Consider the following 15,435-nt stretch of genomic DNA (forward strand, 5'->3'; position numbering starts at 1 on the left):
CTTTGGGTACTTTAGAAGCTTAAACCACAATTGTTTTATGCTTAGAAAAATACCCACCCTTGCCCTACTCTTATGTTCAGGATTACTAATTCAGCAAACAAACGCACAAACCGATCAGCGCATTTACGATATTATTGAAAATGTATCTGCCGATAGTATTGAAGCTGACATTCGTAAACTAGCCGGTTTTGGTACCAGGAATACCTTCAGTGACACCGTCTCTGACACACGCGGAATTGGAGCTGCACGAAGATGGATAAAATCAGAATTCGACTATCTTTCTAAAAATTGCGATAATTGTTTGGATGTTTTTTATCAAAAAGATTTTGTGACCACAGCAGATGGAGACCGGATTCCTCACGATGCCTGGGTGGTAAATGTAGTAGCTGTTCAAAAAGGAACAAAATATCCAAACCGGTATATCATCATGAGCGGCGATATAGATTCTCGTGCCAGCAATACCATGGATTTTAAAACCGATGCTCCCGGCGCCAACGATAATGCCAGTGGGATGGCCGGTACTATGGAAGCCGCCAGGGTTTTATCACAATACGAATTTGAAAATAGCATAGTGTATGTAGGACTTTCGGGAGAAGAACAGGGGCTTTTTGGAGGTAAAGGCCTGGCCGAATATGCTAAAGCCAATAATTGGGAAATTATTGGTGTTCTTAACAACGATATGATTGGAAATATTGAAGGAGTGGACGGCGTAATCGATAATCGTACTTTTAGAATATTTTCTGAACCCGTTCCTCCAAATGAAACAGATAGGGAAAGAAACAGGCGTAGGTTTTACGGCGGCGAGGTAGATGGTATTTCACGTCAACTTGCTCGCTATGTACATACAACCACAGAAACCTATATGCCCGAAATGAACCCAATGATGATTTATCGTTTAGACAGGTTTGGCCGAGGTGGTCACCATCGTCCTTTTAACGATCTGGGGTTTGCCGGAATAAGAATTATGGAAGCACATGAAAATTATAATCGGCAGCACCAGGATATTCGTACTGAAAATGGAATAGAATATGGCGATGTGGTAGCCGGCGTAAATTTTGATTATGCCAAAAAGCTTACCGCAGTAAACGCCATAAATATGGCAAGCCTGGCCTGGGCTCCACCCGCACCAAAAAATGTAGAGATTGGAGGAATTGTAGAACCCTCGGCAAAATTAAGATGGGATAAAGTTGAAGGTGAAATTGCAGGTTATAAAATTTATTGGAGGGAAACTACCGAAGCACAATGGCAATACTCGCGTTTTGTGGGTAATGTAAATGAATTTACCCTGGATGGAATCGTAATAGACAACTACTTTTTTGGAATTGCAAGTGTAGGGAAAGATGGTCACGAAAGTGTGGTGGTTTTCCCTTCAGGAGTTTTTCGTTAAACTTTAACAAAAAAACAAAACTGGAAATTAATTCTCCTCGGAAAAATCCGATAAAAAACATTAAAAAACTTTCATAAAGAGACCTCACAGATTTTAAAATTTGCGAGGTTTGCTTTGATTATATTCTACAATATATCAATCTATTAAAGAAAGTTGGACTCGCTTCTTATCCTCATCAACCGATAAGATCGTCACCTCCATTTCCTGATTTAATTTTACCACGGTATTTACATCACTCACAAATTCATTCGCCAGTTTAGAGATATGTATAAGTCCGCTCTCTTTTATTCCTATATCCACAAAGCAACCAAAATTGGTAATATTATTGACAATGCCGGGTAAACACATACCCGGTTTTAGATCGGCAATGGTTTTTATAGAAGAATCAAAGCTAAAAGGCTTTTTCCTGGCCCGGGGATCTACACCCGGTTTTTCTAGCTCTTGCAAAATATCTTTTAAACTGGGTACTCCTAAATCTCCCGTAACATAATCTTCGGGCTTTATATTTTCCAAGACCTTTTTGTTTCCTATAAGTTCCTCAGGATTTAAACCATTTCTTTTAGCCATTTTTTCAACTATAAAATAACTTTCGGGGTGTACTGCCGAATTATCTAAAGGATTTTCAGCATTTCTAATTCTTAAAAATCCGGCTGCTTGCTCAAAAGCCTTTGCACCAAGTCTTGGTACTTTTAGCAACTCCTTTCGACTCGCAAAATGGTGATTTTCTTTTCTATATTCCAGAATATTTTGCGCCAGTCCGGGGCCAATTCCCGAAACATAAGAAAGTAATTCCTTGCTAGCCGTATTTAGGTTTACTCCAATTTTATTTACACAACGCTTAACCACTACATCCAGCTTTTCCTTAAGTTTTGTTTGATCTACCTCATGTTGGTATTGCCCTACCCCAATAGCTTTAGGGTCAATTTTCACCAATTCAGCAAGCGGATCACTCAATCTTCGGCCAATAGAAACCGCGCCACGAACAGTAACATCATAATTAGGAAATTCTTCCCTGGCTATTTTAGAAGCCGAATATACCGATGCGCCAGCTTCATTTACCGTAAAAACCAATACTTCTTTAGGTAAGTAAACATTTTTAATAAACTGTTCGGTTTCCCTCGCAGCGGTACCGTTCCCTATAGCAATAGCTTGAATTTTATAAGCATTTACCAGGCTTTTAATTTTTGCTGAAGCAGCATCGATTTTCTTTTGTGGCGGGTGGGGAAATATGGCTTCATTGTAGAGTAAATTTCCTTGCTCATCTAAACAAACAATTTTGCAACCAGATCTAAAACCGGGATCTATAGCCAGAATTCGTTTGCTTCCCAAAGGTGCTTCCATTAATAATTGCTCGAGGTTGGAAGCAAAAACAGCAATCGCATCTTCATCGGCTTTTTCTTTTGCATCATTAAGAAATTCGGTTGCAAAAGATTTTTTAAGCAATCTCGTAAAAGCATCTTCTGCTGCATTCTTTAAGTACTTTACTCCTGAAAAGCCCTCATTTTTAATTACTGCCTTTTCAATTATGGCTAAAGCATCAAATTTATCGACTTCAACTTTAAGCTTAATAATCCCTAATTTTTCGGCACGATATATCGCTAAAAATCTATGAGAAGGGATTCTTTTAAGTGGTTCTTCCCATTTCTCAAATTGTGTAAATTTTGGGGCCTCAGGATGTTCTTCCTCCTTTTTTACCCATTTTGTACTTAGCAAGGCCTTTTGGGTATACAACCTCCTAAGAGAATTTCTCACATAAGTATTCTCATTAATCCATTCGGCAATAATATGCCCGGCACCGCCGAATGCTTCAGATTTACTTTTTATTGTTCCAGAAATAAATTGTTGTGCAGATCTCTCTATATTCGGTGAGTTCTGGGCCATTAACATTTTAGCCAGTGGTTCTAAACCGGCTTCCCTGGCAGTATCTGCTTTGGTTTTTCGTTTCTTTTTGTATGGTAAATAAATGTCTTCAACTTCAGCTAAGGTTGTGGCCTCATTTATTTTATCAACCAAAGCCTCGGTCAATGCCTCCTGTTCTTTTATAGATTTAAGGATGGCATTTTTTCGGGTTTCCAATTCCTTAAAAGTACTAAGCAGTTGAGAAATCTTTTCTATTTCAGTTTCATCTAAATTTCCTGTGGCCTCTTTCCGATAACGAGAAATAAACGGAATGGTGGCATCGGCTTCTAAAAGTGAGATGGTGTTTTGTATGCTTTTAGCAGCCAGCTTTGTGCGAGATTGTATATAGTCCTGTACTTTCAATTATTGCAATTTCAAATTATATAATATGTAGGTTTTAGCAAATATAGGGTTCAAAAGAATTAAATAATCCCTTCTTCCCGTGAATGTTCTATAGCCTTATGGCTATGTTTAAAGTAACAAATGCTAACCCCCAGACTTTCAATGTTTCTAAGAATTTCAGTGATATTAGGTTTTTTCTTTCTACCCGTTTGCCTAATATAAACCGCTTTTAAGCTCTGCGGAAAAATTTTACAAATACGCTCATAAATATCAGCATCTTTCTGAGAGTCATCGCCTAGTAGAACGTAGGGAATATTAGGATAAAAAGATATTATATCTTTTATTTTTTCAAATTTATGATCGTGGCTTCCCCGCCCGGTAAATAAAAAATCTGAAATCCCGGTTTTAATCTTTTTAAGTTTTATGACCGCTTTGGGTAGTTCATGCATTTTAGCGAACTCATTCACAAATTCATATAAATTCCACTCACTACTGGAAACATAGAAAAAACTATTGGAGGCATGTTCTAAATCCTGGCCAGCCCGGCTTAATTGTTTGTAATGTTCTACCACATCGTCAAATGTCTGGCGTTTATTGATATTCTTGGACAACATGACGTAAAGTTTCTTAAAAACACTGTTGCTGTGGGAGATTAAGAATGTGTCGTCTATATCTGAAATAATACCATATTTAGAAGGATGAGGCTTTAAAAACTCACCTTTTTCTATCATTCCAAAATTTTTAATATTACAGCTCACCTCATATTCGTGCCAACCACTTTTTAAATCTTCAGAAAATGGAATGGAAAACCTAAAATAGCCATCTTTTAAGGTTTTAGTAGTAACCTCAATATCTCTAAACCTTAAAGTGATCTCTTTATTTTCTAAAGGACTAATGCGAAACATATGAATAATGGCCACCGCATGTTTAAGTCCGCGCCTATCCATCTTATACTTATCTGGCGCCCACGATTTAAATAAATGTCCATATACATTAAGCTCCTGGTCATTTACGTAACCGCGATAAAGTTTTAGATCTAATTTCAAAATTTTAGAATTTTATTGAATTTTTCTAATTCCAAAATAATTAATTTTAAGAACATATTTGAAGCTATATGAAAGAAATAGATAAGGTTTTACTGATTGTAAATCCCATTTCGGGCGGGATTAATAAAAGAAATATCAATCAAAAAATTGATTCGGAGGTTAGTAAATTAAATGCAGAGCTAGAAGTTTACCAGACAACCGGTGAGAATGATCAAAAGAAAATTAAAAATTTGGTCGCCTCAGAGAACTTTGATAGGATTCTAATTGCCGGTGGCGATGGAACTATAAAGCTGGTAGCCGAAGCATTATTACCGCACAAAACACCTATTGCCATAATACCGGCCGGTTCAGCTAATGGGCTTGCCCTTAATTTAGGTATTCCCAATGATCTACAAGAACAACTAAATATTGCCTTTGGAAACACAGTAACCAAAATGGATGTATTGGAGATTAATGGCGAGCTATGTTTGCACATGGGAGACCTGGGAATAAATGCTGAGTTGATAAAAAATTATCAAAAATCTCGAATTAGGGGAAAAATGGGATATCTTCTTCAGTCTATCCCCACCCTATTGTATAGTAAATATCCATTTGAATTTGAGATTCAAATGGAAGATAAAAGCTTTACCAAAGAAGGAATCTTACTGGCTTTTGCCAATGCAAAAAAATATGGCACCGGTGCCAATGTAAATCCTAAAGGAAAAATTGATGATGGTGTTTTTGAGCTTCTTTTGTTTAAGAATTTCAATATGCTTGAAATCTTAAAAACTCTACGTAACGAAACCGAAGTGAATTCTGAATTTGTAGAGATAATTCCTTTAAAAGAAGCACGAGTCTATTGTAAAAATCCGGTTTCATTTCAAATTGATGGTGAATATATTGGTGAAGAAGAAGAAATTTATGTCAAAATTTCTCCTGAAAAACTGTCAATAATGACCTAAAAATATCGTGAAACAATCTGTATCACTATTTAAACAAACATTTATATAGCTTCTCAACATTGCTTCAAAAAAGGGAATATGTTAATTACCCCGTGTCAAGCCAAAAGGGATTAAATATTATTTGATTTCGAGGCAAGCCCTGAAGCATCAAGTCTCAATTATGGGTTGAACGCAATTAGCCAAACATTATAAAAAAGCCCTCAACAAAAATTATTGCGAGGGCATATTTTTATACACTTAGCTTCCTAAACTTAAAGAGACATGGCCTTTCCGCCACCTAAGTCCTCAACCGGACCGCAAGGAATATATTCCCCCGGAATGGGATCGTACCACATTACATTCTCACCAATTTCTTCACTGGTTTTATAAGCCCATATTCCCATATTACGTACTTCTTGCAAATAGGCAAGAGAACCGGCATCGGCATCTAACGTAATTTCCAGATCTTTATCCTGTGGATCCTGGGTCTCGGTATTTCGTTTTGCTATCTCATCCCTCTCTGCTTGCGTAGCTTTTAAATACTTGGCCACAATTTGTTCATATTCTTCTAAACTGCCTTCACTTTCTTCTTTATTAAACTGACTTTTAAAAGCTCTGGAAAAAGCATCGGCAGATTCTTTAAAATTCTTCTGGCGTTCTTCAGAAGCTACTTCCTGCATATAAGAATCTATAAACTCAGCAATGTTTAGGTCTTCTGCTCCTGGTGTATCTGTTCTAGGTATAATAACCTCTAATATTTGTTTTAAAGCAAAACCATTAGAAACGCTTAGAAAAACGGGTTCCCAATTAGAACCGGATTCACCTTTACAACTTTGCAAAAGATTTAATGTTGCAGGGCCAACAACTATAGCTCCGGCTCCAAGTCCTATGTTTTTTAATGCCTGTCTTCTGTTCATAATCCTAAAATTAAGCGTTAGATGTTTTAAAGTTCTTTGAAGCATGGTCTGCCGCTCTTGCGGTCATCGCCATATAAGTTAATGATGGGTTTTGGCAACCGGCAGAGGTCATAAAAGATCCATCGGTAACATATACATTTGGAACGGCATGTATTTGGTTATTAGCGTTTAAAACCGATGTTTTAGGATCTCTTCCCATTCTGGCTGTCCCCATTTCGTGTATTCCAAGACCTGGTGCTCCTAAATAATCATAAGGCCTAACATCCCTAAATCCACCTTTCTCAAGCATCTCAACAGCCTGGTTTACCATATCCTTTCTCATTTTAAGTTCATTTTCTTTAAACTCGGCATCAAAAGTTACAGTAGGAAGGCCCCATTCGTCTGTTTTGTTATAATCCAGGGTCATTTTATTTTCATGATAAGGCAAAGTCTCCCCAAAGCCCATTAATCCCATAGTCCAACCTCCGGGTTTTACAATGGCTTCTTTCAACTCTTTGCCATAAGAGGCTTCAGCAATGCTCTGGCTCCAGTCTCCCCTACCGGCACCTCCCTGGTAACCATATCCTCGTTTAAAATCAAGATTATCTCCAGCTTTTAAGTTTCTAAATCGCGGTAAGTAAATACCGTTTGGTTTTCGGCCTTTATAATATTGATCTTCAAAACCATCATACTTTCCTGAAGCTCCGGCGCGAAAGTGATGATCCATTAAGTTATGACCTAATTCCCCACTATCGTTCCCCATACCATTCTCAAACCTATCTGATTTTGATTGCATTAGAATACTTGTGGAGGCAATAGCAGAAGCACAAAGAAAAATCACGTTCGCCTTATATTCAATTTCCTCCTTAGTTTCGGTATCTATAACTTTAACTCCTGTAGCACGTTTTTTATCGGCATCGTACAGGACTTCGCTAACTATAGAGTTTGGTCTTAATGTCATATTGCCCGAACGCTCGGCTGCCGGCAAAGTAGATGAATTACTACTAAAATACCCGCCATAAGGACAACCTCTAATACAACGATTTCGGAATTGACAATTAGAACGACCTTCAAATTCCTTATTACCTGTAAGATGTGCAACACGCCCTGCTGTTAACACCCTACCATCACTAAAATTCTCTGACATACTTTTTCTAAGGTGGTCTTCTACGCAATTAAGTGGCATTTGTGGAAGAAACTTTCCATCTGGCAATTGACTTAAACCAAGATTTTCACCACTTACCCCTATATAAGACTCTACATAGTCATACCAGGGTGCAATATCTTTATAACGAATGGGCCAATCTACTCCGTGACCATCAGTTTTATTCGCAGTAAAATCTAAATCGCTTAAACGATAACTATGCCTTCCCCACATAATAGACCTACCTCCCACGTGGTAACCACGCATCCAATCGAATCTTTTAGTTTCATTATAAGGGTGCTTAATATCATCTACGAACCAATGTGCACTGGCTTTATTGGTAGTGTAACCTGTACGGGATTGCTTCTCCTGGCGTTTCTTTTCCTCCCTTGTTAACTGTCCTTTATGCTTATAATCCCAGGGATCATCGTTCATTGTAGGATAATCTTCAATATGTTTTACCATACGCCCCCTTTCCAACACCAGGGTTTTAAATCCTTTTTCACTAAGCTCTTTCGCGGCCCAACCACCGCTAATTCCGGTACCTACGACTATTGCATCATAAGTGTCATTTTCATAATAATTGCTCACTCTCCTGTAGTTAATTAATAATTTAGTTAATCGAATCCTTCCAAATATATAAATTTATGCTTATAATTTTACTTCTTTAAAAAAAAGTATACTTTTAAGATTCCAAAAATATCAGTAAAATTACATTTCGTAACACTTAAACTTATCTTATGAAAATTACCTCAACCAATTTTTTTTCAATTTCCCTTATGCTTTTATTATTCCTCGGAATTTCTTCCTGTAAAGATCAAAAATCACAAAAAGAAAGTACGGCAACCACCGAAGCTAGTTCAGAAGTAACAAAAGAACCTTTTTTTAAACTTTCTCTAGCACAATGGTCTCTTAACAAACCTATTTTTGCAGGCGATTTAGACCCTATGGATTTTGCTGAAAAAGCAAATGATTTGGGTTTTGAAGGTATTGAATATGTGAGTAGTTTTTATGCGCAAAAGATTAAAGATGCCGAAAATCCTGAAGAAGCTTTGCAACAGGTCTTAGATACTCTAAAAGTAAAAAGTGAAGAATTTAATGTAGAAAACGTATTAATAATGGTTGATGGTGAAGGCGAATTGGCCAGTCCAGACCAAAACGAACGTGAAAAAGCAGTTGAAAATCATAAAAAATGGGTTGATGCCGCTAATTTCCTGGGAGCCGAGTCAATTAGGGTAAACCTTTTTGGTACCGACGAACCGGAAGAATGGAAAACCGCTGCAACTAAAGGATTAAAAGCTCTTAGTGAATATGCAGCAGAAAAAAATGTTAACATTTTAGTTGAAAATCACGGTTACCTATCCTCCAATGCTGCACTATTAGTAGAAATTATTGAAGATGTTAATATGGAAAACTGTGGGACACTACCTGATTTTGGAAATTTCTGCCTTAAAAGAAAAGGTGGTGAGCGTTGGGACGCCTCCTGCGTTGAAGAATACCCCAAATACCAGGGGATAGAAGAAATGATGCCTCACGCTTTGGCCGTAAGTGCAAAATCTTACGATTTTAATGAACAAGGCGAAGAAACCACGCTGGATTATGAAAGAATACTTAAAACTGTATATGACGCAGGATACACCGGATTTATTGGTGTAGAATATGAAGGTCAAAATTTATCTCCAGAAGAAGGCATTAAAGCCACCAAAGAGCTTTTAATAGAAGTTGGGAGTAAACTAAATAATCAATAGAAGTAACCGGAGATAATGAAAATTTTAACCAGAATTCAACTTTCAACCATGATGTTCCTCGAATTTTTTATTTGGGGCGGATGGTTTGTAACCTTAGGAACATTTTTAGGACAAAATTTAAGTGCTACCGGTGCACAAACAGGTATGGCTTTTTCTACACAATCATGGGGGGCCATTATAGCTCCCTTTATAATTGGATTAATCGCCGACCGCTTTTTTAATGCCGAACGTATTTTGGGCTTCCTTCATCTTGCAGGTGCAGTTTTGCTTTATATGATGTTCCAATCTGAAGATTTTACTAATTTCTATCCCTTTGTATTAGGTTATATGATTATTTATATGCCTACCCTGGCTTTGGTAAATTCTATATCCTTTTACCAAATGACAGACCCTTCCAAACAATTTTCCGGAATTAGGGTTTTTGGAACCCTTGGATGGATTATTTCGGGAGTGGTAATTAGTCTTGTATTTGGCTGGGACTCTGCTATAGCCCGCGAAGAAGGAATGCTAAAATATACCTTTTTAATGGCTGCAGTTGCTTCTGCAATTTTAGGCTTATTTAGCTTTACACTGCCTAAAACCCCTCCCAGCAGTAAAGGGGAAAAAGTTACGTTATCTGATATTTTAGGCCTGGAAGCACTTGCTCTACTTAAAGGAAAAAACTTTTTGATGTTTTTTATTTCATCGGTTTTAATTTGTATCCCATTGGCCTTTTATTACCAAAATGCAAACCCATTCCTTTCAGAAGTTGGTATGGAAGATCCAACTTTTATGATGTCTATTGGCCAAATTTCTGAAGCCTTATTTCTTTTGTTATTGCCTTTCTTTTTTAAGAAATACGGATTCAAAATTACTTTACTTGCCGGAATGTTAGCCTGGGTGGTACGTTATTTACTATTCGCTTATGGCGATGCCGGAGAACTTACTTTTATGCTAATTATAGGAATTGCACTCCACGGTATTTGTTACGACTTTTTCTTTGTTTCCGGGCAAATCTATACCGATTCCAAAGCCGGGCCAAAAATTAAAAGTGCTGCGCAGGGCTTGATTACCCTGGCTACTTATGGTGTAGGTATGTTAATTGGTTTTTGGGTAGCAGGACAAATAAGTGATCTTTATCTAAACGCCGATGGTAGTCACGACTGGCAACAAATATGGGTAGTTCCCGCAGGATTTGCTTTTGTAGTAATGATAATATTTGCTATTTTCTTCAAAAATGAAAAAATAGAAAAAAAAAGATATTGAAATATAACACAGTAAAAGAATAGAATAGTATGGGTAAAAAAATAAAATTAGGAGTTTTAGGCGGTGGTGGTGATTCCCTTATCGGAATTTTACACCGGGTAGCCTCTTCTATGTTTGATAAATTTGATTTTGTAGGAGGCGTTTTCAATCCTGAGTTAGACGAAAGCAAAAAGTTTGCGAAGGAATTGGGGATTGGAACCGATAGGGTTTATCAAGACCTGGATCATTTAATTACAGAAGAAACAAAACTACCGGAAGATGAGCGTATAAAAGTGGTTTCTATTCTAACGCCAAATTTCCTGCACTTCCCTATGGCCAAGCAGCTTTTGGAAAATGGATTTCACGTGATTTGTGAAAAACCAATGACCACTACTTTTGAAGAAGCTAAAATTCTTGAAGAAACCCTCAATAAATCGAAAACTATTTTCGCGGTCACCTATACCTACACAGGTTATCCAATGATTCGCCAGATGAAAGAAATGATTGCCACAGGCGAGATTGGAGAGGTTCAAAAAATAGATGTACAATATTACCAGGGTTGGATAAACCCTATAATTCATGATAAGGATCAAAGAAACAGTATTTGGAGGCTCGATCCCGAAAAAGGTGGTATAAGCTGTTGTATTGGTGATATTGGAACACACGCCTTTGATATGATTGAATACGTTTCGGGGCTTGAGGTAAAAGAACTTTTAGCCGATTTAAACTATGTGTATTCAGATAATAAAATGGATGTAGATGGTACTGTGCTGCTTCGCTTTTCAGATTATGTAAAAGGAGTACTAAGGTCCAGCCAAATCGCAACCGGGGAAGAGAATAATTTTGCCGTAAAAATCTACGGAAAAAAAGCCGGCTTAAAATGGGAACAGGAAAACCCAAATTACCTCTATAAATTGGAAGATGGGCAACCAATAAAAGTTTTAAAACCCGGGCACGAGTATAATTCAGCACTTTCGCTAGACGGAACAAAACTACCTCCGGGACATCCCGAAGGCATTTTCGATTCTATGGGTAATATCTACAAAGGAGTAGCAAAAGCTATTAATGGCGAAAAATATCATCCGGCAGAGTTCCCTACGATGAAAGATGGAGTACGCGGAATGAATTTCATTGAAAAAGTAGTAGACTCCCATAATAAAGGGAACGTTTGGGTGAAATTAGACTCATAAAATTTTAGTAAGATGAACCAGCATAATGCTGGACATAAAATAAGTAATATACAGGTAAGTAATTTAAACCTGTAAAAATTCCCACTTTGGGTTCAGAATTATAAAGAGATGAAAACAGTAAAAGGACCTGCGGTTTATTTAGCACAATTTATGGATTCTAAAGCGCCATTCAATAGTTTGGATGGTTTATGTAAATGGGCTGCAGATTTAGGATACAAAGGAATACAAATCCCCACCTGGGAATCGGCTCTAATAGATTTAAAGAAAGCCGGTGAAAGCAAAGAGTATTGCCAGGAAATTAAAGGAAAAGTAGCTTCTTATGGTCTAGAAGTAACCGAGCTTTGTACTCATTTACAGGGCCAACTTGTAGCGGTACATTCGGCTTATGATACTATGTTCGATAATTTCGCTCCAAATGAAGTTAAAGGCAATCCAAAGGCAAGAACCCAGTGGGCCGTAGAACAATTAAAAAGCGCAGCTCGTGCCAGCAGGAATTTTGATTTAGATGTGCACGGAACTTTTAGCGGTTCACTGCTTTGGCATACCGCGCACCCCTGGCCACAAAGACCTGAAGGCCTGGTTGAAATGGGGTTTCAGGAACTCGCAAAACGATGGTTGCCTATTTTAAATGAATTTGATGAACAGGGAGTTGATCTTTGTTACGAAATTCACCCGGGTGAAGATTTGCATGATGGGGTAACTTTTGAGCGTTTCCTTGAAGCCACAAATAATCACAAAAGGGTAAATTTACTGTATGATCCCAGTCATTTTGTGCTACAACAACTAGATTATATTTCGTACATAGATCATTATCACGAATTCATAAAAATGTTTCATGTAAAAGATGCCGAATTTAACCCTACCGGAAAAAAAGGTTCGTTTGGTGGCTATGGTGACTGGATAGACCGTGCAGGAAGGTACAGACATCCAGGAGATGGCCAGGTAGATTTTAAAACTATATTTTCTAAATTAACCGAATATGGCTGTGATGTTTGGGCGGTTCTTGAATGGGAATGCTGCATTAAATCGCCAGAACAGGGTGCGCGTGAAGGTGCGCCTTTTATTAAAAGTCATATTATTGAAGCTACCCAAAAGAAATTTGACGATTTCGCAGGCAGCGAAGTTGATGAAGAGAAATTAAAACGAATCTTAGGAATTAACTAAATTTATAAAATAAACCCTATATTATTTCAAATATAAATTAAGAAGAGTTGTAATTCTCTTAAATAAGTTACCTTCTGAAAAACCAACGAGACAATAAATGATTTTTTTGATTTCGAGCCAAGCCTCGGAGCGGATAAATCTCTATTATTGAGCAAAAAACCAAAAACCAATGAAGAAAAATATTTTAATTTTAGGAACCTTAGCCATATTATCTACCTCCTGTAAATCTGATAAAAAAGATGAAAAAACACAGGAAGCCGATAAAACTGTAGATAGTACCGCCATGGCAAATAATGAAGATAATTGGACCCATTTGTTTAATGGCGAAAACCTTGAAAGTTGGAAAGCTTTTAATGCCGATTCAATATCAGACCAGTGGCAGGTAAAAGATGGGGCTATCGCTTTTACCCCGGCAGAGGGAAAAAGAGAAAGCACAGAAAACCTTATTTCTAAAAACTCCTATGCCAATTTTGAACTCTCATTAGAATGGAAAATTTCAGAAGCAGGAAACAGCGGGATTATGTGGGGCGTTCAGGAAAGTGAGGAGTTTTCTGAACCTTATTTAACCGGTCCTGAAATTCAAATTTTAGACAATAAACTGCATCCTGATGCCAAAAACGGTCCCATAAGGCAGGCCGGAGCTCTTTATGATATGATGCCACCCAGTGAAGATAAATCACGTAATGCCGGAGAATGGAACAAAACTGTTATAAAAATTAACCATAAAACCAATAAAGGTTCGGTTCGTTTAAATGGTACGCTAATTACAGAATTCCCGGTTCATGGTGAAGAATGGGATAAACTGGTAGCAAACTCTAAGTTTAAAGATTGGGAACACTTTGGAAAAACCAAAGAAGGCCATATTGCTCTTCAGGACCACGGAGACAAAGTGTGGTTTAGAAATATTAAAATTAGAGAATTAGATTAACCTGATTCCTATTTTATAATTGGGGCTGTTTGAAAAGATTTTAAAACCGTCATCCTGAATTAATTTCAGCTTGACGAAAATATACTCTTCAGACAGCCTCTTTTTTATTTTAGTACTTGTACTAAACAATTTGTAAATTATCAAGAAATCTGTTGGGAAACCTACAAATTTTTAATTTCGAGGCAGGCCTCGGGTTATTGCACCCTTTGGCGGTGCCCATAAAAAGATTTTTAGGTTTCAAGACATGTCTCGAGGTCTTGATACTTAAAGCTTATGAAGTAAAAAATAAAGTAATGAGAACCGAAAAAGTAAATTTTAAAAACAACCAGGGTAATGATTTATCGGGCTATCTAGAACTACCAATAGACCAGGATCCTCATAATTTTGTTCTTTTTGCTCATTGTTTTACCTGCAATAAAAATTTCTTTGCGGCTAAAAATATAAGTAGAACCCTCGCACAAAACGGTTATGGCGTCCTAAGGTTTGATTTTACCGGACTGGGTGAAAGCAAGGGCGATTTTGCAAATAGTAATTTTTCAGGAAACATACAGGATTTACTTGCGGCTGCTGCCTATTTAGAGCAGGAATTTAAAGCACCCGGCCTTTTAATTGGGCACTCCCTTGGTGGTGCCGCAGTATTATTTGCTGCAAAAGACTTACAATCGGTTAAAGCAGTAACTACTATTGGCGCTCCCTCTACCACCGCGCATGTTCAACATCTAATAGAAGACAGTGTAGAAGAGATTGAAAGAAATGGCAACGCAACAGTGAATATTGGCGGAAGAAGCTTTAACCTTAAAAAACAATTTTTAGAAGATATTGATAAACATGAATTAACCTCTTATCTAAACAAGCTTAAAAAATCGCTTTTAATTATGCATTCGCCGCAAGATAAGATTGTAGGCATTAAAAATGCCGAAGAATTATATATAGCAGCAAGACATCCAAAAAGTTTTGTTTCTTTGGATGGGGCTGAACATCTTTTAAGTAATAAGGAAGACGCAACTTATGCCGGTAATGTAATCGCCACCTGGGCTTCAAGGTATTTAAGCATTCCGAATAAAGAAATTCCAGAATCTAATGCCGATGTTGTAGCAGGCTTAGAAAAAGAAGATGCTTTTACCACAAGAATGAAAGCAGGAAATCATAGCTTTTTGGCAGATGAACCTATAAGCTCTGGAGGGAAAGATTATGGCCCTACCCCCTATCAATTTTTATCTTCAGGTCTGGCTGCCTGTACCTCCATGACGCTTCAAATGTATGCTAAGAGAAAAAAATGGCCTCTTGACGATGTAGAAACCCACGTGTATTACTCAAGGGAACATCAAAAAGACTGCGAAAATTGTGAAAAAAGCAATACCAAAATCGATACTTTTAGAAGAGAGATTAAGCTCTATGGAGATTTAGACAAAAAACAAAAAGAGCGTTTACTGGAAATTGCAGACCGTTGCCCCGTGCATAAAAGTCTTACTTCAACCACAACTATAAAAACCAAATTGATCTAAACCAGGCTAAGGGTTGTTAACCTATCCTTAAATCTTTTGGCT

Annotated in this window: 12 protein-coding genes; 8 read left to right on the forward strand and 4 right to left on the reverse strand. The window is 37.4% G+C overall.

Annotation, left to right across the window (positions count from 1 at the left end; all coding sequences use genetic code 11):
* Positions 1–37 precede the first annotated feature (37 nt).
* Positions 38–1,387, forward strand: a complete 1,350-nt coding sequence (locus I6U49_RS09950) for a M28 family metallopeptidase (RefSeq protein ID WP_198628560.1) — start codon at positions 38–40, stop codon at positions 1,385–1,387.
* Between the two features lie 135 nt (positions 1,388–1,522).
* Here I6U49_RS09950 and I6U49_RS09955 read toward each other — a convergent pair whose 3' ends face one another.
* Both I6U49_RS09955 and I6U49_RS09960 read right to left on the reverse strand, forming a co-directional pair.
* Complete coding sequence (locus tag I6U49_RS09955) at positions 1,523–3,649, reverse strand: Tex family protein (RefSeq protein WP_198628561.1); 2,127 nt, start codon at positions 3,647–3,649, stop codon at positions 1,523–1,525.
* A gap of 59 nt (positions 3,650–3,708) precedes the next feature.
* Entirely contained in the window at positions 3,709–4,674 is a 966-nt protein-coding gene (locus I6U49_RS09960; RefSeq protein ID WP_198628562.1) for an App1 family protein, read from the reverse strand.
* Positions 4,675–4,742: 68 nt separating this feature from the next.
* Between I6U49_RS09960 and I6U49_RS09965 the strand changes: the two genes are divergently transcribed.
* Positions 4,743–5,615: a diacylglycerol/lipid kinase family protein gene (locus I6U49_RS09965; protein ID WP_198628563.1), complete on the forward strand. Its 873-nt coding sequence runs from the start codon at positions 4,743–4,745 to the stop codon at positions 5,613–5,615.
* 251 nt (positions 5,616–5,866) lie between these two features.
* Here the strand turns inward: I6U49_RS09965 and I6U49_RS09970 are convergent, their stop codons facing one another.
* The gene (locus I6U49_RS09970) at positions 5,867–6,511 is read right to left on the reverse strand and encodes a gluconate 2-dehydrogenase subunit 3 family protein (protein WP_193710797.1); all 645 of its coding nucleotides are present in this window, start codon (positions 6,509–6,511) and stop codon (positions 5,867–5,869) included.
* Between the two features lie 10 nt (positions 6,512–6,521).
* Positions 6,522–8,225, reverse strand: a complete 1,704-nt coding sequence (locus I6U49_RS09975; protein ID WP_198628564.1) for a GMC oxidoreductase — start codon at positions 8,223–8,225, stop codon at positions 6,522–6,524.
* A gap of 149 nt (positions 8,226–8,374) precedes the next feature.
* On the opposite strand from I6U49_RS09975, the gene I6U49_RS09980 reads away from it, so the two are divergent.
* The 6 genes from I6U49_RS09980 (at position 8,375) to I6U49_RS10005 (ending at position 15,393) form a co-directional block, all read left to right on the forward strand.
* Entirely contained in the window at positions 8,375–9,382 is a 1,008-nt protein-coding gene (locus tag I6U49_RS09980; RefSeq protein ID WP_198628565.1) for a sugar phosphate isomerase/epimerase family protein, read from the forward strand.
* 15 nt (positions 9,383–9,397) lie between these two features.
* Positions 9,398–10,627, forward strand: coding sequence for a nucleoside permease (locus I6U49_RS09985; protein ID WP_198628566.1), 1,230 nt, complete (start codon positions 9,398–9,400; stop codon positions 10,625–10,627).
* A 29-nt stretch (positions 10,628–10,656) separates the two neighbouring features.
* Positions 10,657–11,796, forward strand: coding sequence for a Gfo/Idh/MocA family protein (locus tag I6U49_RS09990; RefSeq protein ID WP_198628567.1), 1,140 nt, complete (start codon positions 10,657–10,659; stop codon positions 11,794–11,796).
* Positions 11,797–11,904: 108 nt separating this feature from the next.
* Complete coding sequence (locus I6U49_RS09995; RefSeq protein WP_193710792.1) at positions 11,905–12,960, forward strand: sugar phosphate isomerase/epimerase family protein; 1,056 nt, start codon at positions 11,905–11,907, stop codon at positions 12,958–12,960.
* A 169-nt stretch (positions 12,961–13,129) separates the two neighbouring features.
* Positions 13,130–13,888, forward strand: coding sequence for a 3-keto-disaccharide hydrolase (locus I6U49_RS10000; RefSeq protein WP_198628568.1), 759 nt, complete (start codon positions 13,130–13,132; stop codon positions 13,886–13,888).
* A gap of 293 nt (positions 13,889–14,181) precedes the next feature.
* Positions 14,182–15,393, forward strand: coding sequence for a bifunctional alpha/beta hydrolase/OsmC family protein (locus tag I6U49_RS10005; protein ID WP_198628569.1), 1,212 nt, complete (start codon positions 14,182–14,184; stop codon positions 15,391–15,393).
* Positions 15,394–15,435: the final 42 nt, after the last annotated feature.

This window comes from Salegentibacter maritimus (assembly GCF_016236915.1).
GTDB lineage: Bacteria > Bacteroidota > Bacteroidia > Flavobacteriales > Flavobacteriaceae > Salegentibacter > Salegentibacter maritimus.

What these genes read in the sequence shown, in the direction of transcription:
- I6U49_RS09950 (WP_198628560.1), top strand. Translation starts at nt 38, where the DNA reads ATGCTTAGAAAAATACCCACCCTTGCCCTACTCTTATGTTCAGGATTA.
- I6U49_RS09965 (WP_198628563.1), top strand. Translation starts at nt 4,743, where the DNA reads ATGAAAGAAATAGATAAGGTTTTACTGATTGTAAATCCCATTTCGGGC.
- I6U49_RS09970 (WP_193710797.1), bottom strand. Translation starts at nt 6,511, where the DNA reads ATGAACAGAAGACAGGCATTAAAAAACATAGGACTTGGAGCCGGAGCT.
- I6U49_RS09980 (WP_198628565.1), top strand. Translation starts at nt 8,375, where the DNA reads ATGAAAATTACCTCAACCAATTTTTTTTCAATTTCCCTTATGCTTTTA.
- I6U49_RS09985 (WP_198628566.1), top strand. Translation starts at nt 9,398, where the DNA reads ATGAAAATTTTAACCAGAATTCAACTTTCAACCATGATGTTCCTCGAA.
- I6U49_RS09990 (WP_198628567.1), top strand. Translation starts at nt 10,657, where the DNA reads ATGGGTAAAAAAATAAAATTAGGAGTTTTAGGCGGTGGTGGTGATTCC.
- I6U49_RS09995 (WP_193710792.1), top strand. Translation starts at nt 11,905, where the DNA reads ATGAAAACAGTAAAAGGACCTGCGGTTTATTTAGCACAATTTATGGAT.
- I6U49_RS10000 (WP_198628568.1), top strand. Translation starts at nt 13,130, where the DNA reads ATGAAGAAAAATATTTTAATTTTAGGAACCTTAGCCATATTATCTACC.
- I6U49_RS10005 (WP_198628569.1), top strand. Translation starts at nt 14,182, where the DNA reads ATGAGAACCGAAAAAGTAAATTTTAAAAACAACCAGGGTAATGATTTA.